Genomic DNA, 22253 nt, shown 5'->3' with positions numbered 1-22253 from the left:
GATCGCTGATGGACCTCTGCGGATTGGCGTTGGATATCTAACCGTCGATACGCAGCTTGCGCGCCAGAGCCTGAAGCTCCTTGAATCCTTCATAGCGTTTATGATGAATATCGGGGATCGGACCTTCTGATGGCAGGAATGTCGTTTCGACCGCCGAGAGTGTTGTCATCGCTTCGCGTACATCCGCAAACAGCCCGCTGGCGACAGCGCCCAAGATGGCGGCCCCCAGCAGGACCGGTTCTTCTGCCTTTGTCGCGATGACCCGCTTGCCGCTCGCATCGGCAAGCAACTGGCGAACGAAGTCGTGCTGGCCGGCGCCACCGCTGATGACGATGTTTTCGATGGTAACGCCCGCATCGGCCTGCGTCTCGATGATCTGCCTGAGGCCGTAGCCGATACCGCAAAGCCCTGCGACGTAAAGAGAAACCAGGCTGCCGATATCGTCCTCCATCCCGAGACCGGCAATGATTGCGCGGGCATGCGGATCGGCAAAGGGCGCGCGGTTGCCGAGGAACTCGGGAACGACGTGCAGTCCGGTCGCAAGCGTGACAGCGTCGGAAGAACGGCCCGCCTTTCGGGCGGCCATATCTGCAAGCAAAACCGGCAGCGGAACACCCGCCCTCTTCGAAAGCTCCCTCGCTTCCGCGGCAGCCGGATGGAAGGAGAGCAACTGGTCGATCGCCGCGCCGGCGGCACTCTGGCCACCCTCGTTCAGCCATAGTCCCGGCACCATGGCCGAATAATAAGGCCCCCAGACGCCGGGCACGAACGACGGCTCAGCTGTCGATGTCATCGTGCAGGAGGAAGTGCCGAAGACATAGGCCAGATTGGCTTGTGGATCGGTACCGATGCCAACGGTTCCGATTCCCCCCGCATGGGCGTCGATCAGTCCGGCAGCGACGGGCGTTTCCGGCTTCAGGCCGAGCTCGCCGGCTGCAGCCGCGGTCAGTCCTCGACCAAGGGCCGAACCGGGCTCGACGATAGCCTGACCGATGCGGGCAAACTCTTCTTCGGCAAGCATGCCGAGGCCGATCTGATGAAAATAATCGCCATCCCAGCGCTTTTCATGGGCGAGATAGGTCCACTTGCAGGTGACCGTGCAGGTCGAACGCGACGGATCGCCGGTCGCTCGCCAGGTCAGGAAATCTGCAAGGTCGAAGAATTGCCACGCGGCATCAAAAACCTCAGGGCGATTTTCCCTCAGCCAGAGCAGCTTGGGCGTTTCCATCTCAGGCGAGATACGGCCGCCAACGTAACGCAGGACGTCATGGCCGAGCTCATTGATGCGCGCCGCCTGTGGGACGGCGCGGTGGTCCATCCATACGATGATGTCCCGGTTCGGATCTTCCGAGGGTCCGACGGGAAGCGGCTTGCCGCCTTCGCCGAGGACGACGAGCGAACAGGTGGCATCGAACCCGAGCCCCATGACGGACGCCGGATCGACCCCGGCCGAGGAAACCGCTTCGCGCACTGCCGCGCAAACGGCCGCCCAGATCTCGGTGCTCGATTGCTCAACCATGGAACCCGGTTCGTGAAACAGGGTGATATTCCGCTTGGCGGACGCCAGCATCCGGCCGGTCAGGTCGAACAGGCCGGCGCGGGCGCTGCCGGTGCCAACGTCGACGCCGATGACATGTTTGGCATCTGCTTTTGGTGTGCGAGATTTGTCGCTCATGGTCTCTCCTTTGAAATCGGCAAGGATCAGGCTAACTGCAGTCTGGGCCAATCTTTACAGATCCACGCTATTTGGCAGAATCACCAGATCGCGGACGGTCACCTTAGGAATATGCCATAGGGCTCGCCACCCGCAGCAGGAGCGAGAGCGAAAAACACGTTCCGGGCATCGAATAGGCGCCGACAGGATTAGTCATGAGAACGTTCTCTAATGTTTGGATAAGAGGATAGGGAAGGGAAATTGATGTCGGTGTGGTTCATTGGCAGGTTTCAAAGCTTTTCACGTCGGTGCAACTCTTTGCTGATATCCTGACTTCCGCGAAAGCGCATCATCGCCATCATGGTTCGGACGTTTAAAGAGGCTGATCTAACCTAGTTCCGGGCCGCGGCAGTGCTTCCGGAACGCTCGCGACGGCCGGTGCTGAAGGGGGTTCTTCTATTTTGACACCGCCTCGCACATCGTTATGGTTGCAGTCAGGCCGTGTCCCGCTCCGAAGGGCTTTAGGCGGGAGTGAGAAGGTAGCTTTTCTGATGGAGAGCGAACCCGAAAAGCAATACTTTCCCTCTCGAGTTTCAACTCAGACTTCAATCGCCAGACTTGCGCATCCCGGCCATGCGCATGCCCTCGATTAGCACCTCGATTCTGTGCGGGTCGATGGCATGTTGGCCGCGACGGATGCGTGCGAGGTTGATGCCAGGCGAAATGCTCTCGAGCGCAGCAAGGTGCTTGCGCGCTTCATCCATGTGTCCGAGGTAAGCATTGGCGGCGATCAGCATCCAATGATTGGCGTCGTACCCTGAATTGACCGCTTGCGAGCGCATCGACCAATCCAGTGCCTCCTCGTAGCGCCCCTCGGCCATACGGATATGCGCCATGCCGGTCAACTGCCAATGCGTCCCGAGTTCATTCGGGTTGAGCCGCAGCGCCCGTTGCAGATAGTCGGCGGCCTCGCCGAGATCGCCACCCAACAGCGCTCCGACGCCCGCTTGTTGCAGGACCATCGCGTTGTTGGGATTTTCCGAGATCGCCCGCCGCAGCAAGGCAATCCCAGTGTGATAGTCGCCCCCCATGTGGATCAGCACGAAGCCGCCATAGCTCAGCACCATCGCGTCGTCGCGGGCAATCGCCAGTGCCGCTCGCGCCACCGCTAGCGCGCGCTCCGCATCGGCGTTCGACGCTCCGGGAAACTGCATGGCTACCCGCAACAGATAGGCCTGACCGGTCATCGCCAAGGCGGGCGCGAATCCCGGATCGAGGGCAATCGACCGCTCCAGCAGCACGATCGCACGCGCATTGGCCTCGGGCCGCGAGACAAACACGTCCGGTAATGCCTGTAGATAGAGATCGTATGCATCAAGGCTCTCGGGCCGCTCACGGCGTGAGCGATCGATTTCGGCTCGCTGGATTTTTGGTTCGACCACCGCGACCACGCTTTCCGTGATCCTATCCTGTACGTCGAACACGTCCTCGAAGGCCCCGTCGAACTTGTCCGCCCATATGTGCGCTCCTGAAATTCCATCCACCAATTGTGCGCTGATGCGCAGCCGGTTGCCGGCTCGCCGGCCGCTTCCTTCAAGTACGTAGCGAACGCCCAGTTCCTTGGCTATCTGTCGCACGTCGACGGCATGGCCTTTGTATACGAAGCTCGAATTGCGGGCGATCACCGCGAATGACTTGAAACGGCTGAGGGCCGTGATGATGTCCTCGACGATACCGTCGACGAAGTATTCCTGTTCGGGGTCACCGCTCATGTTTTCAAACGGCAGGACGGCGAGCGACGGAAACATCCCGTGGGCGACAGGTGGGGTCGCCGGCGCGGGCGCAGTGTTCAGAGCATAGGCGCGCACCGGCCGAGCGATGTTCTTGAGTGTTTTCTCTCCCAAGTCGCAAAACCGCACGGTTACCCGGTCCAGCACGTCGTCGAACACCTTGCCCGAGATGCAAACTCCGCCTGGCTCGGCCAGTGCTTCCAGCCGCGTGGCGATGTTGACGCCGTCGCCATAGATATCGCTGCCGTCCCCGATGACGTCGCCCAGATTGATGCCAATGCGCAGCACGATGCGGCGGTTCTCGGGCATCGGCTCGTTGGCCTCCGCCATCTTTTTCTGCAGTTCGATCGCCGCGGTGACGGCGTTCACCGCACTGGCGAACTCCACGAGCACCCCGTCACCCATCACCTTGACGATGCGCCCGCCATGTTCGCGCACCGTGGGGTTGAGAATCTCAGTCCGAAGCTGTCTCAGCGCCGCCAGCGTTCCATTCTCGTCGGCACCCATCAGCCGCGAGTATCCGACCACATCGGCGACAGCGATGGCGGCAAGTCGGCGTTGGACGGGTAATTCAGCCATCTACGGTGACATCGCTTCAATATTTGTTTCCGCTAATGTTATTCTTGATGCCGGGAGAAGTCCAATAAAGCGCCGCTTATTCCGGCATTGAAGGCAATGAACTCGTGGAGGACGCCTTTGCCGAAAACCTGCTCCTCTCAGGAACTCCCCGGTCGCCCATTTGTTTACATTCTGCACCGCCCAGAAGTTTGTCCCCAGATGCAATCGGCGACAGTGGAGCTGGTCCATGGATATGACGTGCATCCGAGATCGCATGGTGGAGCACCACGTGATGCGTCGTGGCATTCACGATCAACATCAAGGCGATGCGCATGGTACCGCGCGAAAAATTCGTTCCTCCAGGCTCCGAGGAATTCGCCTATGAGGATGCACCGCTGTCGATCGGCGAGGGCCAGACAATCTCGCAGCCGTTCATCGTGGCTCTGATGCTCGAAAAGGCCAGTCTGAATGCCGGTCACAAAGTGCTCGAGGTCGGAACGGGCTCCGGCTATGAAAGCTGGGATACCGCAACATCGACGTTCGCGTCGGCGATGGCAGCAAGGGCTGGGCGAAAGCCGCTCCGTTCGATGCCATTATCGTTTCTGCGGGCACACCCGAGGTGCCAACCGCCTTGAAAGAACAGCTGCACCTCGGAGGGCGGCTGATCATCCCAGTCGGCGGCGGTGAAGGGCAGCGCCTGAAACGGATGGTGCTAGGATACTGTAACATACCCGATGCTACGGGCATTCAGGCGCGCAAGCCTGTATGGTGTTTTCTTCTAAGTATGCAGTCGTCCTGATCAGGAACGATCCTGCGTAGACAAGTCTCAAGGGCCCCATTCGGATCAAGTCGACATCTGCGTCAACTTCAAAATGGAGGACACTTCGATGAGAACCATAAGGCTAATTCCAGTCTGGCGCACAGCGATCGCACTTTCAACGGTGGCGCTGTCCGTGATCGTCGTATCAGGCGCATCTTCACGGGCGTTGGCAGACGAGGCTGAGGCAAAGACCATGCTAAAGGCGATGTCCGACTACATCGCGGGACAAAAGGCCATATCATTTGCCTACGATACCAATTTTGAGGTCGTTACCGGAGATCATCAGAAGCTGCTCCTTGCAAGCTCTGGCAAAGTTGAAATGGGCCGACCTGACAAATTCCGCGCGACCCGGTTTGGAGGTTTCGCCAATGTCGAGATGAGTTTCGACGGGAAAACCCTGACGCTACTTGCCAAGGATGACAACCTCTACGCCCAGTTTGAGGTGCCCGGTACAATCGACCATCTGATCGACGAGTTGAGAGACAAGTACCAAAAGCCCGTCCCTGGCGCCGATCTTCTCCTGACCAATGTTTACGAGGAGCTAATGCGTGACGTCATCGACGTAAAGGACCTCGGCAGTGGTGTGATCGGCGGCACGGAATGCGACCATCTCGCGTTTCGGACCAAGGAGGTCGACTGGCAGATCTGGATCGCCCAAGGCGAAAATCCCTATCCCTGCAGATATGTCATCACTTCAACCCAAGTAGACCAAGGTCCCCAATACAGCGTCCAGATCAGCGATTGGAGGACCGGGTCGAGCGTCGTCGCGAAGGATTATAGTTTTAAAAACTCCACCGAGGCCAAAAAGGTCGATGACCCGAAAAAACTTGTAAACACCGATGAACTTCCAGATGTCTTTGCCGTGGGAGGTGCAAAATGAACGCTTTAAGGAAACTGAAGATCGTTGTGCTGACCGGAACGATAGGTCTGTTTGTGATCGAGGCGGGATCGGAGCTTCCGATCCCACACCTGCAGGGCTTTGTCGGAACCGCCGAAGCCAGGGTTGGGCGACCTCTGACGCCCGTCAGCGTCGCAGGCGTTGCCCGGCGCACTGTGCGCCGCTGCGCCGCCGGCGTGTACTACTGCTAGGCTGTGGAGTTGCGGGCGGCAAAGTGCTGCCGCACGCGAACACTGCAACTGCCTGCCAGATATTCTGGTCTTCTCCCTAACACGAGCGTTTGTCGACATGGCTCAGACAGGTCCTCACAATCGTCGCACACTCTGGAGGGAGCCGCTGCTGCATTTCACTCTCGTCGGCGCAGCATTGTTCGGCGGCTATCACTGGCTGGACCCCGCCTTACCAAAGTCTGACCGAGCGGTACCCATACACATCGGCGAAGGCGATGTGCGGTGGCTGAAACAGACATGGTCGAGCCAATGGCTTCGCGACCCCACCATCGAGGAGTTGGGCGGTCTGGTGAACGATCTCGTCGGCGAACAACTTCTGGCGCGGGAGGCGGAGGCAATGGGCCTCGGGGAAAATGATACAATCATCCGCCGGCGTCTGGCGCAGAAGCTAAAGTTCCTGATCGACGACACCGCCCAGTTGACCGAACCCACAGACGAAGAGTTGCTGCAGTTTTACGCCAGCCATGCTGAGAGCTTCGCCCGGCCTGGCACCGTCTCCTTCAAACAAATCTACCTCAATCCTGAGCAGCATAAGGATCCAGCAGCGGATGCCGCTGCTTTGATCGTCGAGATTCAATCAAATGAAAACGGCGGTTCTTTTGCGGGCGATAGGTTGCTACTCGGAGACGACTTCCAGCGGTTAGAGAATTCCGCCGTTTCCGCAATGTTCGGAGATGATTTTGCCGATGCGGTGTTCGCGCTGGAGCCAGGAGAGTGGAAAGGACCGATCAAGTCCGGATACGGCCTGCACATCGTCATGGTGACGGAACGCACACCGACCGAGCCCAGACCCTTCGACACCGTCAGGGACGCCGTAATGGCGCAATGGCGGAATAGCAGGCAAGAAGACATCAACCGTGCCTACCTCGCCGATCTGCGCAACAAATATGGCGTGCAGTACGATGAGAGTACGAAAGAATTGCTGAAACCGCAAAGCGCACCGAGCGTGGCAGCAAAATGAAATGGCTCGGCACAGCGTTATCAATCCAGATTTACCGGTGCGTTTCTGCCTTGGTGATCGCACTTTTGACTGTTGCTTCGGCCTATTCCCACGAAGTTAGACCGGCTTACCTGAGCGTTGAGGAAAAGATGCCAGGCGAGTTCAGCGTACTTTTCAAGACACCGATGCAAGGCGATGCGCGGCTCGCCTTGTCTGCCCTGTTTTCGGGCAAGGTCGAGGGCCTCACGCCTGTTGTTTCCCGGCAGACTGGCGATGCAATGGTGCAAACATGGCACATGCGCACCGTCGAGCCGCTTTCTGGCCAGAACGTCTTAATCGACGGGCTGCAGAACAGCATGACCGATGCCCTTGTGCATGTCGTGCTTGCCAACGGCAATACATGGACAGCGCGGTTAACGCCCAATGAACCCTCCACCGCCATCCCTGCCGCCCAAAGCCGTTGGACGGTTTTTGCTGTCTATGTGCGCCACGGCATCGAGCACATCGCCTTCGGCTTCGACCACCTGCTCTTCGTTGCGGCGCTGATGCTGATCGTGCGCGACTGGCGCAAGCTGGTGAAAGCGGTCACCGCGTTCACAGCCGCACATTCCATCACCCTGACCTCCGCTACACTCGGATGGGTTACCCTTCCATCGGCTCCCGTGGAGACCATGATCACGATCAGCATCGTCTTGGTCGCCGCCGAGGTCGTTCGTATGGAACGCGGCCAGCTCAGCTTGGCCATCACCAGCCCGTGGCTAGTTGCCTTCGCGTTTGGTCTTCTGCACGGATTTGGCTTTGCGGGCGCCTTGATTGAGCTTGGCCTGCCGCGAAACGATATCCCCTTGGCGCTGCTTGCCTTTAATGTCGGCGTGGAGCTCGGGCAGCTTGCCTTCATCGCTGTGGTACTGACTGCGGGCTATTCTGTGAGGCGTATCGTCGCGATCCCGCGACGGGCGATCATCGGCTCGGCATATGCGATCGGCATCATAGCAGCGTTCTGGAGCGTCCAGCGGCTGGATGCGATGTTCTCACAATTTTGATCCTAGAGGAGGAAGTCGATGAAAGCGGTCCAAGCCAGAACAGGTCTTCTTTGTGGAGCCGCATTTGCGGGACTCTTTACGGCCTTCCTCTGTTACCCAGGCTGGGCAAAGGACAGCGTCGCAACTGACGTCGGAACGTTCGACGCCGACACGGCCGCGAAGCTTTATCCCGCCAAGCGGCCTTATTCGCCTTGGGCAGGACGCAACTTCCCCTCGCGTCCCTTCTTCGGCGACACTCATCTGCATACATCCTTTTCGATGGACGCTGGCGCGTTCGGCGCGCGGCTTGGACCCGCCGACGCTTATCGTTTCGCCAAGGGGGAGGAAATCATGGCCTCTTCCGGCCAACTTGCGAAGCTGTCGCGGCCGCTCGATTTCCTCGTCGTGGCGGATCATTCCGACAATATGGGTTTCTTCCCTGACCTATTGGCGGGAAAGCCCGAGCTTCTGGCGGATCCGCTGGGTCGCAAATGGTACGATATGATGCAATCTGGCCAGGGCGCGGCGGCGGCCGTCGATATCATTACTGCATTCGGTGCCGGCAAGTTCAAAGGACCAATCCTCTACTCCCCTGATTCAACTGCCTATCGCGGGGCCTGGCAAGCAACGATCAAGGCGGCCGAGGAGGCAAATGAGCCCGGCCGGTTCACGGCCTTCATCGGCTACGAGTGGACCTCGAATACAGGGGGCAACAATCTACACCGCAACATAATTTTCCGCGACAATGGCGATAGGGCAAGTCAGGTCGTTCCATACACTACGCTGCCGCCCGGAAGCGACAATCCTCGCGATCTGTGGAAGTGGATGGCCGGCTATGAGGACAAGACCGGCGGCAGCGTTCTTGCGATTGCACATAATGGCAATCTGTCGAACGGGCGAATGTTTCCGATGATCGAGCCGGGGACAAATTCTCCGATCGACCGCGAGTACGCGGAAATCCGCAACAAGTGGGAGCGACTTTATGAGGTGACGCAGATCAAGGGCGACGGCGAGACCCATCCCTTCCTGTCGCCTAATGATGAGTTCGCCAATTTCGAACGCTGGGACAAGGGCAATCTCGACCTGACTGTCGCAAAGACGTCCGACATGCTCGAATACGAATATGCGCGCTCGGCCTTCAAGAACGGCCTCAAGCTAGAGGAGAAACTCGGCGTCAACCCCTATAAATTCGGACTGGTGGGATCGACCGATGCCCATACCGGACTTGCGGCGGTCGAGGAGGACAATTTCTTCGGCAAGACATCCAGCAGTGAGCCACGCGCGGAGCGGGCTTCGCACCCCTTCATGAAGCAAGGCGATCGCGTCATCATGGGATGGGAGCAGACGGCTTCCGGCTACGCTGGTGTGTGGGCGACCGAAAACACGCGCGAGGCGCTTTTCGATGCGATGCAACGTCGCGAGACCTACGCCACCACTGGTCCCCGGATGCTGGTCCGCTTCTTCGGTGGCTTCGATTTCGAAGCAAGTGACGCCAATTCGCGCAGTCCTGCGATCTCCGGTTACACCAAGGGGGTGCCGATGGGGGGCGACATTGGTCCGGCGCCAGCCGGAAAGGTGCCGACCTTCCTCGTCGCGGCGCTGAAGGATCCAATCGGGGCCAATCTCGATCGATACCAGATCGTCAAGGGCTGGCTCGATGCGGCGGGTGAGGTCCATGAAAAAGTGTATGACGTGGCTTGGTCGGGAGATCGCAAGCCAAGCGGTGACGACAAACTGCCACCGGTTGGCGATACTGTGGACATCGCTAGCGCAACCTGGAGCAATACGGTGGGGGCGCCCGAGTTAATCTCGGTGTGGAAGGACCCGGAATTCGATGTAGCCCAACGAGCTTTCTACTATGGCCGCGTCATCGAGATTCCAACGCCGCGATGGACAGCCTATGATGCCAAATATTTTGGCAGAGATATGCCAGCGGAAGCAGCGATGAAGATGCAGGAGCGGGCTTACACCTCGCCGATTTGGTACAACCCATAAGCCAGGAAGCTTTCCGCTTACAGCCAAGTTGAAGCGGGGAGCAGATGTCGTTCCGCGTTTCGGGTTTTGTTTCGAGCGCTGAGGCCCGCGCAGCTCGCCGCCGTTGGTGGACAACGTCCACATTTGAAGCGCTCCATGCAACCCTCGGCCTTGCCTAGCCAATCGAGGAGAAAAACCATGACAGCCGAAAACGAACCTGGTCAGCGACGCATCAGCCGCCGCGACGCCCTTAAGACAGCAGGCCTGGCCGGAGCTGCCGCTCTGTCGACGACCAAAGTGGCGTCGGCGCAGACGCAGGAGGAAGCGGCAGCCTCAAAGAACCCTTACGGTGGAGTGCCGAGTGGGGGCATCACGCTTCCGCCCTACTACCGGCCCACGCCCTACCTGAAGAGCAACAACATCTACTTTCCCGGACAGGAGGAGATCGGTCTCGACGAAATGCGGGTCTCCTTCATCGGCAGCACACCCATGCCAGTGACCCGCGCGCAGGCCGGCACCTGCATCATGGTCGAGCTGGGAAACGGCAAGCGCTTCTTCTTCGATTTCGGTTCGGGCTGCGTTCGCAACATTATCGCGATGGGTGTCCCGCTGTCGGTGGTCAATGACATCTTCTTCACTCACCTGCATGTGGATCACTACGCAGACCTGCCATATCTCTATGCCTTCGCACCGTGGGTCGGGCGCTGGAAGCCGCTGCGCGTGCACGGGCCATCCGGCCGCATGCCCAAGGACGGCACCAAGGCGATGATCGAGGCCCTGCAGGTGATGACCCATTGGCACACCGACTCCTTCAACGCTTGCCCGATCGGCGACGGCTACGAGATCGAAGTCAACGAGTTCGACTTCCGTGATGACAATGGCATCTGCTACGATCAGGATGGCGTGACCATCCGCCACTGGCGACGGTCGCACTCCAAGGACGGAGCTTCTGGTTACAGGCTCGATTGGAATGGTCTCTCGTTCGTGTGGACTGGCGACGGGCGTCCCGACGAACGCTCGATTGAGTTCTCCAAGGGAGTGGACGTCTTCGTGACCGAAGTGCAGCCGGACATCGCCAACCTCCAGTCCATGAAAATGGGCATGCCCGCGGTGATCATGTCAACGACGATCGACCAGGCACACACTCCGCATTATGCCGCCGGTTACATGTTCGACAAGGTCCAGCCACGCCTGGCGATGGTCACGCACACGGCTTATGATGAAGAACTGATCCCGGAGATCACGGCAGGGATTCGCGCCCACTACGCCGGGCTGTTTCAGTTCGGCGCGCCCGACGTCGTTGTTGTCAACGTCACCAAGGATGCGATCTGGTCGCGCAAGGCGGCGATCCCGGAAGCTGGCAACATGGCGCGCCCGTCCCCCGCTGAAGCGGTCGATCTATTCGACCTCAGCCCCGCCAATCTCAACGTGGCGTTTCCAAATCCCCGATCTGATGTCGCTGACCTCATCGAGGCGGATATTCTGGGCGGTGACATCGATCCGAAGAAGTACTATCCGCCGGACGTCTATCGGGCGCCAAACAAGGCCTATCCCAAGGACTTCACGCTCGATGTCCGCGAAATCGCGCTGATGAAGGCGAAACGAGCCCAGGTCAAGCTTTCGGAGAAAAGTGCCAGACTCCAAGCGATCATCGACGCTATCGAAGGCACGAAGTAATGGCTGGCGATCAGCAGTTGTTATTGTCCGCGTCCCACGTGACGGCAGCCGTGCCCTTGACCGTTCTGACCGGATTTCTCGGCGCGGGCAAGACCACGCTTTTGAACCGAATTCTTACGGGTGACCACGGGCTTCGGGTCGCGGTGCTGATCAACGACTTCGGTTCCATCAACATCGATGCCGAACTCGTCGTAGGGGTCGAAAGCGAGGGGGATGTGATCAATCTCGCCAATGGCTGCGTCTGCTGCAACATCCGCGACGATCTGGTGGCCGCGGTGATGCAGGTGATGACGCGCCCCGAGCGGCCCGAATACATACTGCTCGAGGCGAGCGGGGTGGCCGACCCATCCGGCATCGCACTCACCTTCATGGACGAGGACATGCGAGATCGCATCCGGTTGGACAGCATCATGTGCATCGTCGACGCGGAGCAGATTTTCTTGGCACCCGAACTGATGGAGCTGAAGCTTCGCCAGGTTGCTTTCGCGGACATGCTCATTCTCAACAAGGTCGATCTTGTCGCGCCGAAGGAGATTGAACGGATCAAGGCATGGCTCGACGACCGATTCCACCGTTATCGACTTGTGCAGGCGTCCCACGGAAACGTGCCGCTGGAAGTCCTGCTGTCAGTCGGTCGGTTTGATCCTTCGCAGCTCGACGCCAGTCCGCCGGTCAAGGATTCTGGTCATTCTTCTGACTGTCGAGATCACAATTGCGGGCATCGCCTTCACTATCACAGGCATAACCACGCGCAGGGCTTCAGCACCTGGAAATACGAAGTGTCAGAGCCGCTCTCGCTCGAGGCCCTACGCGAAGCGGCGCGCAAACTCCCGGCCAGCGTCTACCGATGCAAAGGCATTATTCATGTCGCCGAAGAACCAGGCCGCCGGGTCATCCTTCAAGTTGTCGGCAAGCGAGTATATATTGCAGTTGGAGATAAATGGAACGGCGAGGAACCACGGACGCGCATCGTCGCCATTGGAGCGCATGATGGGGTGGATGCTGTGGCATTGCGCCAGGTCTTCGGTCGATGCCATGCAGAGCCGGCGCAGCTGCACGAGCATTCCGCGACCTTGGGGCGTATGGTTGCTCTGTCCTAGAAGTGGAATGACAACTGGGTAAACAGGCCATGCTGCGTGGCGTTGTACCGGAAGCCGTCGTCACTGTAGTCGGTATAAAGTGCCCGGTAGCCTAAGGACGACGAGATCGTCTCTGTCCAGTTGTAGCCCACCGTTGCCGTTCCCTGCAGCGTGATGTCCGAAGCGATGCCGAAGCCGCCGACATCGGCCATCGCGTCGACGAACCACCGGTCGTTTATGTCATAATGCAATGCCAAGCCAACCACGGGATCGACCCAGCTTTGCGATCCGGTGCGGTCGATTCCCGGAAAAAAGACGGGGTCAATGGAGATGTCGACCTTGTAGTACTGGGAGCGCAGGCCGCCGGTGGCATAGAGCTCCAGGTTCTGGACATTCAACGGTAGCTCGTAGCCGACCAGCGCGGTGAACAGGATTTGCTCCTGCTCGAACCCGACGTTGCCGCCGAAGGGCCCGACATCCGCATCCGCGGAAATCTTCGACCACATGAAATCGGAATAGAGGAGCCAGCTATCACCAGTCGCCTTAAAAGACCCCGCAAACGCGCCCTCGAGGTGCTCGATGGCGTCGAGGGCGGACAAGTTCACATCGGACGCGGGTAAACCCCGAACGCCGATGCTTCCGTCCAAGGCTGTGAACCACCCATCCAACGCCACCTGGTACTTCCAGCCGCTGTCGATCGGCGGAGCGCCGTAAGCGCCCGACGTATCGGCGGCTGCGACAGGTGTGGCGATTGCAAGCGCCAGCGGTAGTACCAGGTATCTGAATTTGCCAATTATCTGCATATGCACTCCATTTTGATCTCCCGATTCGCCGATGGTAACGCGTGACCGACTGCTAAATTAGCTATGTCGCGTAGAAATGCATGTATGTTCAGGTAAAACCCCTCTAAAATCGTTGGGCTTCATAGCGGCGACCGCCACCCCACCATGTGAAACCTGCGGGAGCCTGGACTGCCCAGGTCCCCCGATGCGTTAGAGCAGAAAGCTAGCAATACGGGCGTCCGGGCATGTAGGTTACGGTAACCTACTCCCCTGATCGATGTTCAGAGCGCAGGCTCGCGGCAAGCAATGAGCGATGGCTGCGGCCCGCTTCCAGAGCGAAGCAGGGGAAATATGATTTGACGAACCATGACCTTGGCACCATCCACACAGAGCGTCCATCCTACGCCTGGCTTCGGCGCGTTCTGCTCTGCGGCTTTCTCGCCATGGCGTCCTCCTGCGGAGGGCATCCGAAGGATGTGCTGACCCCGGTAGCCGACACGGTTCCGCACTCGAACAGGGTCGACATGCTCATCGCCACGACCCGCGCCCGCTCCACCGTCCCCGGCCAGATGTTCACGGGCGAGCGGGCACGCAAACCGACCTTCGCGGGGATCACCGTTTCGATACCGCCCGATGGGAAGCGCAAAGTTGGCGAAGTGTCCTGGCCGAAGAAGCTTCCGTCCAATCCGGCAACCGACTTCGCGACGCTCAAGGCGGACGAGCTCAGCGTCGCTGCCGCCAAGAGCTGGCTGAGTGCTTCCGTCCGCAAAAGTCCAGATGGCAGCGTGCTCGTGTTTATCCACGGTTTCAATACGAAGTTCGAGGACTCCGTCTATCGGTTCGCCCAGATCGTCAACGACACCCGCGTTAAGAGCGCGCCTATCCTCATCACCTAGCCCTCGCGCGGCAGCCTGCTCGCATACGGGTATGACCGCGAAAGCACCAACTACACCCGTAACGCGCTCGAGACGATGTTCCAATATCTCGCGAACGACCGCGAGGTAAAGGAGGTCTCCATTCTCGCGCACTCGATGGGCAACTGGCTGACGCTGGAGGCGCTTCGGCAGATGGCCATCCGCAACGATGGTCTCCCCGCCAAGTTCAAGAACGTGATGCTGGCGGCTCCCGATGTCGACGTCGACGTCTTCCGCTCCCAGATCGTCGACATGGGCGACCCGCACCCGCAGTTCACGTTGTTCGTCTCACGGGACGACAAGGCATTGGCAGTCTCGCGCCGCGTTTGGGGCGATGTCGCGCGCCTCGGTTCGATCGACCCGGAAACCGAACCCTACAAGCAGGAACTGGCAGACAGCAATATCACCGTTATCGATCTCACCAAGATAAAGGCTGGGGACAGGCTCAACCACGGCAAGTTCGCGGCGTCTCCGGAGATCGTTCAGCTGATCGGCTCGCGCATCTCCGACGGCCAGACGTTGACAGACAGCCATGTCGGACCGGGCGACAAAATTCTCGCCGCAACCACAGGCACGGCCGCTGCGGCAGGTAACGCCGCAGGACTGCTACTCGCCGCTCCGGTGGCAGCCGTCGACGCCGATACTCGCGACAACTTTTCGAGCCAGATCGAAGCGCTGGGACCGAAGCGTGTGCCGGGCACAAAATCCAAGGCCGTCTGCAAAACAGTTACCTCCGTGAATTGCACGAACTGATGGCAGGCCGAGAAGGTGCAAGGGCCCCCGATCTCGCTTGCGATCCACAGGTGCGATCTTGCCTTCTAAGCGTTGACCGGCCAGCAATGACAACAATGGCCCCTAGATGGGCGACGCCTCTCGTACGCTGCGTTCGCCACCTCGTTCCGCGCTCACGCCGCACACCCCATCGATGGGCTCCCGGCGTTCGCCGTGATCGTCGCGACTTTGTCCGGCACGATGGGCTTCCCTCGACAACGTTGCTCGCGTTCGAGTTATCACGCCTGCGATTCTGTTTCGACCAGCGGCTCGTAGAGTTTGGTTGAGATACGACGGCTTGAGGTTGCTGAGATAGTGAACGACGATGTCGCAGGGCCATGTAAATGCAGTTGGCGGCCACGGGCCCGAGCCTCTAGCGTGTTGGTTTTCGCTCCATATGCATTCATGCTTTCCGTACCCATATTGTTGCCGGCGTGGCAGGTTATGTCGAACCGCAAGACTTTGTGGCGCGATAGGGGAAACCATGAGCTTCGTACCGACGGTCGCCGCAATGACGGAGATGTTTTCGCGAGCCGCAGCTCCCGCTTTCTTCCTTGGAGCGGTTGCGGCCTTTATCTCCCTGCTGACAGCGAGAATGAGTACAGTGGTTGCCCGAGCCAGACTTCTAAATGCAATCCCGCAAGACTCGGACAAAGCGCATATGAGAGATGACATTCCGCGTCTCAAGACAAGAGCGAGGCTACTTAAAAGCGGTATCCTACTATCGCTGGGTAGCGGCTTATGCGCAGGTCTGCTGCTCGGAACAGTTTTCGTTACTGGATTTTTCGCTCTTCAGTATTCGTATGGAGCCGGAATTCTTTTCATCACGGCGACGATGCTCCTTTGCGGAGCCATGATCCGGTTTGCGCAGGACGTCATCATGGATTTACACGAGTTTGACTATTTCGAGTGAACCGCGCTCGATCTCGCGCGAGGCCGTCCCGCCATTTGATGGATCGGATCGACCCTGAATCTTTCGGGCCTTCCTCGCTGGGCATTCGAAGGCATGGGCAGGTCGGGAGCATTGGCGAGAAGAACGGCTGTGTGCCGCGTGCTCGGGGGCCGTGATGTCGGAGGACTTCATGAACGATCCGGCGGTGATAGCCCGGCGTCGGCGGGCGCTTTCTAGGCTTGATGCAGCGGAATGACGGTCTGGGTTCATAAGCTCAAAGCAATAGCCGAGAGATGCCCTTCACCCGACCCGACCCGATCTGATCTTGCAACACGGACCAGCCGCTCAGATCGGGGCTGGTCGTCATGCCTGTGGGAGCTCAAAGTGGCTTTCTACTTTGCCCAGAAAGCGGACATTCCAACTTCCACACCACACGGCCTTAGCCCGGTGGTCTCGATGCTTGCCGAAAACCTGCTCCTCGTAGGAACTCCCCGGTCGCCCATTTGTTTTACATTTTGCACCGCCCAGAAGTTTGCCCCCAAATGCAATCGGCGACAATGGAGCTGATCCATGGATATGACGCGCATCCGAGATCGCATGGTGGAGCACCACGTTACGCGTCGTGGCATTCACGATCAAAGCGTCATCGAAGCGATGCGCACGGTGCCGCGCGAAAAATTCGTTCCTCCAGGCTCCGAGGAATTCGCCTACGAGGATGCGCCGCTGTCGATCGGCGAGGGCCAGACAATTTCGCAGCCGTTCATCGTGGCTCTGATGCTCGAAAAGGCCAGTCTGAATGCCGGTGACAAAGTGCTCGAGGTCGGAACGGGCTCCGGCTATGCTTCGGCCCTCATCAGCCGGATAGCAAGGCATGTCTACTCCATCGAGCGCCATGAAAAGCTGGCGCTTCAGGCCAGGGAACGGTTCGAGAAGCTGGGATACCGCAACATTGACGTTCGCGTCGGCGATGGCAGCAAGGGCTGGGCGAAAGCCGCCCCGTTCGATGCCATTATCGTTTCCGCGGGCGCACCCGAGGTGCCAACCGCCTTGAAAGTACAGCTGAACCTCGGAGGGCGGCTCATCATCCCGGTCGGCCGCGGTGAAGGGCAGCGCCTGAAACGCCTCACGCGCACCAGCGCCACCGCGTTCGAGGAAGAAGATCTCGGCGGGGTGCGCTTCGTTCCCTTGATCGGCGAAGACGCCTGGACTGCTACCCATCCGATGTATACGGCGACGGCCCCCTCATTGCCGGGAACTAATGCGTCCAAGCCAAGTTCTCCACAAGACGCACAGGGAGGGGGCATGGGAAAGATAGACAAATTGCCCGCGCTGCCGCATCAGCATCATCAAGAAGCAGAAATCCGGCTGACAATTGACGACGAAGGAGACACCTCGAGGGCATGAACTCGCTGCCATTTTTGAGTTGATAGCCGCCTGGGAATGCGCGTCAGAAGGATAGGTCGAGCACCCTGCCCTCGAACAGACGGTCCCGAGAGCCTTCGAGATGCGCCTTCATCAGTCTTTGCGCATCGTCCGGCCGGCCATCAGCGATCGCTTTGTAGATGGCGTTATGCTCTTCATAGACCTGTTCCAGCCCTTGGCGGGGGCCGAGCAAAGAGAGGCCGTGGAGATGCATGCCGACGGCGATATGGGCCTTCAGCGCATCGATCGAGGCCGTGTAATAATGATTGTTGGCAGCCTCCGTCACCGCGCGGTGGAAGAGAAAATCAGCGTCGGTGCGGTGAAGCTGGTGGCTGGTCGCCTCGCGCAGATCCGCAAGCGCGCTGGCGATCTTCTGAATGGCAGATTCATTGCGGCGCTTGGCGGCGAAATAGGCGGCCGCCGGCTCGATCGTCAGGCGGAATTCGTAGCAGCGCTGAATGTCGGCGATCGTCTTGACCGGCGAATAGGCAAGCTGCGTCGTCGGCGACCCATGCGCGCTGACGAAGGTGCCGGCGCCCTGCCGGGCATAGACCATGCCCTGATCGCGCAGGCGCGCCAGCGCATCGCGGACGATCGGCCGCGACACACCCAGCATCGAGGCAAGCTCGTGCTCGCCGGGAAGACGTGAATCCGGCGGATAGTTTCCGCCGCGGATACGCTCGAGCAACTGGTCGAAGACGCGATCAACCAGCTTGACGGCCTTGCCGCGTTCGGGCTTGCCCGGCGGGCCGGCTTCCGCGTTCAAAGATTCGCCATTCACTTCAGCCACGTCATTCTCCCCGGCGGTATCTTACTATGCCGCCCGATTCCAAAGAACCAGTCTTAACAAACTATCGGGCTTGCCGAAGCCCCCCGACTTCACGGCGCACCGAAAATGCCGTCCATCGGCTGCCGTGACATCGAACCACGGCACGCCGGCCTCGATTTCGCCCTGCGGCGCCAGCACTCTGACCCCGAGCGCCTGGAAAACGGCAAGCGCCGTATCGCCGCCGCCGACCATCAGCATGTCAGGCCTGGTATCGTCGATGACCGATCTGACGCCTGCCGCAAAACGGCGGGCGACCAATGCTGCATCGGCTGTCATATCGCCGGTGCAACGCAGCAGCGCCGGCAGCGCCATGCCCTCCCCGCCTTCAATTTCTCCGCTCGGCGCATCCATCACCATGCGCAGAACGCCCGAGGCTTCGAGCCGGTCCATCTGGGTAGCGGTAATCGGGTCGCGCGAGCCAAAGGCGAACAAGGTACGCCGGGTCGCCGCAAACTCCGGCACCGATTGCCGCCCCGTCTCGCCGAGCTGGCGGGCAAGTGCTGCACCCAGACCCCGTGCGCCAACCGCAAGTGCCAACTGCCAGTCCTGATCGGCAACGATCTGGTCGAGATCACTGTCATTCTCCGCATCGGCAATGGTGACGCTGCCTACGCGGCTCTCGAACAGATCGGCGATCGGCAGCGGTTTGTCGACGCCGCGGCCAACGACACAGCCTCGATAGGTCACGCGCTCCTGATCGGGAACAGCGGGCGCCACGAGGATAGTCTCCAGGCCGAGCGCATCTGCCAGCGCCAGGCTTTCCACTGCTACATTGCCCTTCAGCCGGGAGTCGATCTTCTTCATCACGACTGCGGGCTTCACGCCGCGAAGTGCCGCGGTCGCCAAGCGAACCCTCTCGGCAGCTTCCGGTTCGCCAAGCGCACGCGAAGCCGTGTTGATGACGACGACATCACAGCCGGTGGCGATCGCATCCTGCGCGGCCCCGACGTCGACGGCGACCGCAACCGAAAGGCCCGCTTCGACGAAGGGCGTGCCGGTATCGAGCGCACCGGTCAGATCATCGGCGATGATGGCGGCCTTCAGCGTCATGCAGTCTGTCCAGTGTTGACGGCATGGCAGGCGACGAGATGGCCGGGTTTTGCTTCCTGCCACGCGGGGATGACCTTGCTGCAGACATCCATGGCAATCGGGCAGCGCGTGTGAAAGCGGCAGCCGGTCGGCGGGTTCAGCGGGCTCGGCACGTCACCCTGAAGAATCTGGCGCTGGCGGGTGCGCTCATGCTCCGGATCGGTCTCCGGAACGGCAGATAGCAGTGCCCTGGTATAGGGATGCAGCGGATTGTCGAAGAGTTCCTCGCGGGTGGCAAGTTCGGCGAGCCGCCCGAGATACATGACGCCGACGCGGGTGCTGATATGGCGCACGACCGCGAGATCATGGGCGATGAACAGATAGGTCAGCCCGTATTTTTCCTGCAGATCGAGCAGCAAGTTGATGATCTGTGCCTGGATCGACACGTCCAGCGCCGAAATCGCCTCGTCGCAAACAATGAATTTCGGCTGGCAGGCGAGCGCGCGGGCAATGACGACGCGCTGGCGCTGGCCGCCGGAAAGCTCATGCGGGTAACGCTGGGCAAACCGCGTGGGCAGGCCGACATCGGTGAGCAGCGTCGCGACCCTGTCCTTCAGTTCGGCCTTGGTGCAGAGCTTGTGGAAGAGGATCGGCTCGCCGATCGCCTCGCCCACCGTCATGCGCGGATTGAGTGTCGAATACGGATCCTGGAAGACGATCTGCAGGTCGCGGCGGAAGGGCCGCATCTGTTTTTCATCGAGCGTCGCGAGATCCTGGCCCTTGTAAACGACCTTGCCGCTGGTCGCCTTGTAGAGGTTGAGGATAGTGAAACCGGTCGTCGACTTGCCGCAGCCGGATTCGCCGACCAGGCTCAGCGTCTCGCCTTCCATGATGTCGAGATTGACATTGTCGAGTGCGTAGACGGTTGCTGAGCGTTCGCCGAAGGCGCCGAGCTTGACGTGGAAATGCTTGACCAGGTTTTCGATCTTGAGCAGCGGTTGAGCACCCATCACGCGGCCTCCTGCATTCTCTGGACGACGAAACAGGCGGCGCGGTGATTGGCGCTGCCGCTCAACGGTTCGAGTTGCGGCACCTTCTCGTGGCAGATGTTTTCGGCAAGCGGGCAGCGCGGCGCAAACGGGCAACCCTTCGGCCGACGGCCAGGCTCCGGCGGCGTGCCGCCGATCGAGCTCAGCCGGCTTGCCGGCGGGTCCGAGAGCTTCGGGATCGAAGACAGCAGGCCGCGCGTATAGGGATGGCTCGGGCGGGCATAGAGCTCGTCGACCGGCGCATCTTCGACCACCGTGCCGGCATAAAGCACGGCGACGCGATCGACGAGGCCGGCGATCAGCGCCAGATCATGGGTGATCCAGACGACCGACATGCCGAGCTTGGTCCTGAGATCCTTCACCAGATCGACGATCTGGGCCTGGATGGTGACGTCGAGCGCGGTCGTCGGCTCGTCGGCAATCAAAAGCTTCGGATTGCAGGCAAGGCCGATCGCGATCATCACGCGCTGGCGCATGCCGCCGGAAAGCTCGTGCGGATAGGCCTGCAGGCGTTCCTCCGGACCGGGAATGCCGACGAGACGCAAGAGTTCGACAGCACGGGCGCGAGCTTCGGCCTTGCGCATCTTCCGGTGATAGATCAACGGCTCGCATATCTGGTCGCCGACGCGCATGACCGGATTGAGCGAGGTCATCGGATCCTGGAAGACGAAGCCGATATCGCCGCCGCGCACCTTGCGCAGCTCCCTGTTCGACATCGTCTGCAGGTCGCGGCCGTCGAATGTGGCCGATCCCCTGGTGACCTTGATCTTGTTCGGCAGCAGCCGCATCAGGCTCAGCATGGTCAGGCTCTTGCCGCAGCCGGATTCACCGACCACACCAAGGGTCTCGCCCCTGTCGACATGAAGATCGATGCCGTCGACGACGATGGCGGGGCCGTTGCGGCCATCGATTTCGACGGTGAGGCCCCTGACATCGAGCAGGCGATCGGTGCTTTTCGTGTCCATCATTTGCTGCCCCGCGGATTGAGCGCGTCATTGAGACCGTCGCCAAGGAAGCTGAAGGCAACCGAGGCAAGGCCGAGCACGGCCGCCGGAGCGGCGAGAAGGTGCGGATAATGCTGCCAGACACGCAGGCCGTCCGAGATCATGTTGCCCCAGCTCGGCGTCGGCGGATTGACCCCGACGCCAAGGAAGCTGAAAGCACTTTCCAGCACCATCGCCGTGCCGAGACCGGCGCTGACCGAGACGATCAAAGGCCCCAGCGCATTCGGAATGACATAACGCTTGATGATGATCCAGTTCGACAGGCCGAGCGCCTGCGCCGCAGTGATATAGGGCCGGCTGCGGATCGACAGCACCTGGGCGCGGACGAGACGGGCGTAAGGCGGCCAGGAGATCAGCGCCATCGACCCGAAGACGAGAATGAAATCCACCCACATGGTTTGGCGATAGAAGGGATTGAGGGTCTCGAGGTAACGCGCCTCCATCCATTTGCTGATCGGCGATTTCAGCGAAGCGTTGATGACGACGACGAGCAGCAGGTTGGGAACCGACATCGTCACGTCGGTCAGCCACATGATGGCACGATCGAACGGATTGCCGAAGAAGCCGGCGACGGCGCCGAGCACGAGACCGATCAGCACGGCGAAGACGGTGACGATGACGGCGACGAGGAAGGCGGTGCGCGTGCCGAAGACCACGCGGCTGAAGACGTCGCGGCCGAGATCGTCGGTTCCGAAGAGGTGGCTCATCGACGGCAGGACGTTGCGGGCGTTGAGATCCTGGCTCAGATAATCATAGGGCGTGAGGTACGGCCCGAAGATCGCCGTGAAGGCAAGGATCAGGACGATGACGAGGCCGAAGATGGCGAGCCTGTTGCGCTTCAGCCGATACCAGGCGTCGCGCCACAGGCTGACCGGCTCTTCGACGGTTTCGACGGTGGAAAGAGGGATGGCGGACATGG

Annotated in this window: 16 protein-coding genes and 3 pseudogenes; 11 read left to right on the top strand and 8 right to left on the bottom strand. The window is 60.1% G+C overall.

Features of this window, described 5'->3' with window-relative positions; genetic code table 11:
• Window positions 1-37: 37 nt before the first annotated feature.
• Together HX898_RS31765 and HX898_RS31760 are read right to left on the bottom strand one after the other, a co-directional pair.
• Window positions 38-1675, bottom strand: coding sequence for an FGGY-family carbohydrate kinase (locus HX898_RS31765; RefSeq protein WP_180196718.1), 1638 nt, complete (start codon window positions 1673-1675; stop codon window positions 38-40).
• A 584-nt stretch (window positions 1676-2259) separates the two neighbouring features.
• On the bottom strand, window positions 2260-4023 hold the full coding sequence (locus tag HX898_RS31760) for an adenylate/guanylate cyclase domain-containing protein (protein WP_180196717.1): 1764 nt from the start codon (window positions 4021-4023) through the stop codon (window positions 2260-2262).
• Window positions 4024-4328: 305 nt separating this feature from the next.
• Here HX898_RS31760 and HX898_RS31755 point away from each other — a divergent pair.
• From HX898_RS31755 to HX898_RS31720, 8 genes and pseudogenes are all read left to right on the top strand, one after another.
• A pseudogene (locus HX898_RS31755) lies at window positions 4329-4667 on the top strand (hypothetical protein).
• A gap of 222 nt (window positions 4668-4889) precedes the next feature.
• A complete protein-coding gene (locus HX898_RS31750) occupies window positions 4890-5702 on the top strand; it encodes a DUF2092 domain-containing protein (protein ID WP_138334232.1) in 813 nt (270 codons plus the stop codon).
• Window positions 5699-5911 carry a hypothetical protein gene (locus HX898_RS31745; protein ID WP_138334234.1) on the top strand — a complete coding sequence of 71 codons (213 nt, stop codon included), beginning with the start codon at window positions 5699-5701 and terminating at the stop codon, window positions 5909-5911. The genes HX898_RS31750 and HX898_RS31745 overlap by 4 nt, the downstream gene beginning before the upstream one ends.
• 97 nt (window positions 5912-6008) lie before the next feature.
• The gene (locus HX898_RS31740) at window positions 6009-6911 is read left to right on the top strand and encodes a peptidylprolyl isomerase (protein WP_180196716.1); all 903 of its coding nucleotides are present in this window, start codon (window positions 6009-6011) and stop codon (window positions 6909-6911) included.
• Window positions 6908-7933 (top strand): HupE/UreJ family protein, encoded by a 1026-nt coding sequence (locus tag HX898_RS31735; RefSeq protein WP_180196715.1) that lies wholly within the window; start codon window positions 6908-6910, stop codon window positions 7931-7933. The genes HX898_RS31740 and HX898_RS31735 overlap by 4 nt, the downstream gene beginning before the upstream one ends.
• Before the next feature lie 18 nt (window positions 7934-7951).
• Window positions 7952-9907, top strand: a complete 1956-nt coding sequence (locus HX898_RS31730; RefSeq protein WP_180196714.1) for a DUF3604 domain-containing protein — start codon at window positions 7952-7954, stop codon at window positions 9905-9907.
• A 177-nt stretch (window positions 9908-10084) separates the two neighbouring features.
• Window positions 10085-11563, top strand: coding sequence for a guanitoxin biosynthesis MBL fold metallo-hydrolase GntH (gene gntH / locus HX898_RS31725; RefSeq protein WP_246698008.1), 1479 nt, complete (start codon window positions 10085-10087; stop codon window positions 11561-11563).
• The gene (locus tag HX898_RS31720; protein WP_138390016.1) at window positions 11563-12663 is read left to right on the top strand and encodes a GTP-binding protein; all 1101 of its coding nucleotides are present in this window, start codon (window positions 11563-11565) and stop codon (window positions 12661-12663) included. Before gntH ends, HX898_RS31720 begins: the two co-directional genes overlap by 1 nt.
• On the opposite strand, the gene HX898_RS31715 is transcribed toward HX898_RS31720, so the two are convergent.
• Window positions 12660-13445, bottom strand: a complete 786-nt coding sequence (locus HX898_RS31715; RefSeq protein ID WP_180196713.1) for a hypothetical protein — start codon at window positions 13443-13445, stop codon at window positions 12660-12662. The genes HX898_RS31720 and HX898_RS31715 overlap by 4 nt on opposite strands.
• Before the next feature lie 422 nt (window positions 13446-13867).
• On the opposite strand from HX898_RS31715, the pseudogene HX898_RS31710 reads away from it, so the two are divergent.
• The 3 genes and pseudogenes from HX898_RS31710 to HX898_RS31700 all read left to right on the top strand — a co-directional run.
• Window positions 13868-15091 (top strand): annotated as a pseudogene (locus HX898_RS31710) (alpha/beta hydrolase).
• A 502-nt stretch (window positions 15092-15593) separates the two neighbouring features.
• A complete protein-coding gene (locus tag HX898_RS31705) occupies window positions 15594-16022 on the top strand; it encodes a DUF2721 domain-containing protein (protein ID WP_171599600.1) in 429 nt (142 codons plus the stop codon).
• 549 nt (window positions 16023-16571) lie between these two features.
• Window positions 16572-17336: pseudogene (locus HX898_RS31700) on the top strand (protein-L-isoaspartate(D-aspartate) O-methyltransferase); the annotation flags it as partial.
• A 112-nt stretch (window positions 17337-17448) separates the two neighbouring features.
• Here HX898_RS31700 and HX898_RS31695 read toward each other — a convergent pair.
• The 5 genes from HX898_RS31695 to HX898_RS31675 are packed head-to-tail and all read right to left on the bottom strand — an operon-like array spanning window position 17449 to window position 22251.
• A complete protein-coding gene (locus HX898_RS31695) occupies window positions 17449-18213 on the bottom strand; it encodes a FadR/GntR family transcriptional regulator (protein ID WP_027687225.1) in 765 nt (254 codons plus the stop codon).
• A 24-nt stretch (window positions 18214-18237) separates the two neighbouring features.
• Window positions 18238-19302, bottom strand: coding sequence for a four-carbon acid sugar kinase family protein (locus tag HX898_RS31690; RefSeq protein WP_180196712.1), 1065 nt, complete (start codon window positions 19300-19302; stop codon window positions 18238-18240).
• On the bottom strand, window positions 19299-20291 hold the full coding sequence (locus HX898_RS31685; RefSeq protein ID WP_025398453.1) for an oligopeptide/dipeptide ABC transporter ATP-binding protein: 993 nt from the start codon (window positions 20289-20291) through the stop codon (window positions 19299-19301). The genes HX898_RS31690 and HX898_RS31685 overlap by 4 nt, the downstream gene beginning before the upstream one ends.
• Window positions 20291-21298 carry an ABC transporter ATP-binding protein gene (locus HX898_RS31680; RefSeq protein WP_130854284.1) on the bottom strand — a complete coding sequence of 336 codons (1008 nt, stop codon included), beginning with the start codon at window positions 21296-21298 and terminating at the stop codon, window positions 20291-20293. Before HX898_RS31680 ends, HX898_RS31685 begins: the two co-directional genes overlap by 1 nt.
• The gene (locus HX898_RS31675) at window positions 21295-22251 is read right to left on the bottom strand and encodes an ABC transporter permease (RefSeq protein ID WP_025398455.1); all 957 of its coding nucleotides are present in this window, start codon (window positions 22249-22251) and stop codon (window positions 21295-21297) included. Before HX898_RS31675 ends, HX898_RS31680 begins: the two co-directional genes overlap by 4 nt.
• Window positions 22252-22253: the final 2 nt, after the last annotated feature.

The sequence above is a fragment of the Rhizobium sp. WYCCWR 11128 genome (genome assembly GCF_013416305.1).
GTDB classification, from domain to species: domain Bacteria; phylum Pseudomonadota; class Alphaproteobacteria; order Rhizobiales; family Rhizobiaceae; genus Rhizobium; species Rhizobium indicum.
The sequence above is the reverse complement of the archived record's forward strand: the minus strand, read 5'-3'. Positions and strand labels throughout refer to the sequence as shown.

Coding starts and splice junctions, on each gene's coding strand:
- HX898_RS31765 (WP_180196718.1), bottom strand. CDS start 1,675: ATGAGCGACAAATCTCGCACACCAAAAGCAGATGCCAAACATGTCATC.
- HX898_RS31760 (WP_180196717.1), bottom strand. CDS start 4,023: ATGGCTGAATTACCCGTCCAACGCCGACTTGCCGCCATCGCTGTCGCC.
- HX898_RS31750 (WP_138334232.1), top strand. CDS start 4,890: ATGAGAACCATAAGGCTAATTCCAGTCTGGCGCACAGCGATCGCACTT.
- HX898_RS31745 (WP_138334234.1), top strand. CDS start 5,699: ATGAACGCTTTAAGGAAACTGAAGATCGTTGTGCTGACCGGAACGATA.
- HX898_RS31740 (WP_180196716.1), top strand. CDS start 6,009: ATGGCTCAGACAGGTCCTCACAATCGTCGCACACTCTGGAGGGAGCCG.
- HX898_RS31735 (WP_180196715.1), top strand. CDS start 6,908: ATGAAATGGCTCGGCACAGCGTTATCAATCCAGATTTACCGGTGCGTT.
- HX898_RS31730 (WP_180196714.1), top strand. CDS start 7,952: ATGAAAGCGGTCCAAGCCAGAACAGGTCTTCTTTGTGGAGCCGCATTT.
- gntH (WP_246698008.1), top strand. CDS start 10,085: ATGACAGCCGAAAACGAACCTGGTCAGCGACGCATCAGCCGCCGCGAC.
- HX898_RS31720 (WP_138390016.1), top strand. CDS start 11,563: ATGGCTGGCGATCAGCAGTTGTTATTGTCCGCGTCCCACGTGACGGCA.
- HX898_RS31715 (WP_180196713.1), bottom strand. CDS start 13,445: ATGCAGATAATTGGCAAATTCAGATACCTGGTACTACCGCTGGCGCTT.
- HX898_RS31705 (WP_171599600.1), top strand. CDS start 15,594: ATGAGCTTCGTACCGACGGTCGCCGCAATGACGGAGATGTTTTCGCGA.
- HX898_RS31690 (WP_180196712.1), bottom strand. CDS start 19,302: ATGACGCTGAAGGCCGCCATCATCGCCGATGATCTGACCGGTGCGCTC.
- HX898_RS31685 (WP_025398453.1), bottom strand. CDS start 20,291: ATGGGTGCTCAACCGCTGCTCAAGATCGAAAACCTGGTCAAGCATTTC.
- HX898_RS31680 (WP_130854284.1), bottom strand. CDS start 21,298: ATGATGGACACGAAAAGCACCGATCGCCTGCTCGATGTCAGGGGCCTC.
- HX898_RS31675 (WP_025398455.1), bottom strand. CDS start 22,251: ATGTCCGCCATCCCTCTTTCCACCGTCGAAACCGTCGAAGAGCCGGTC.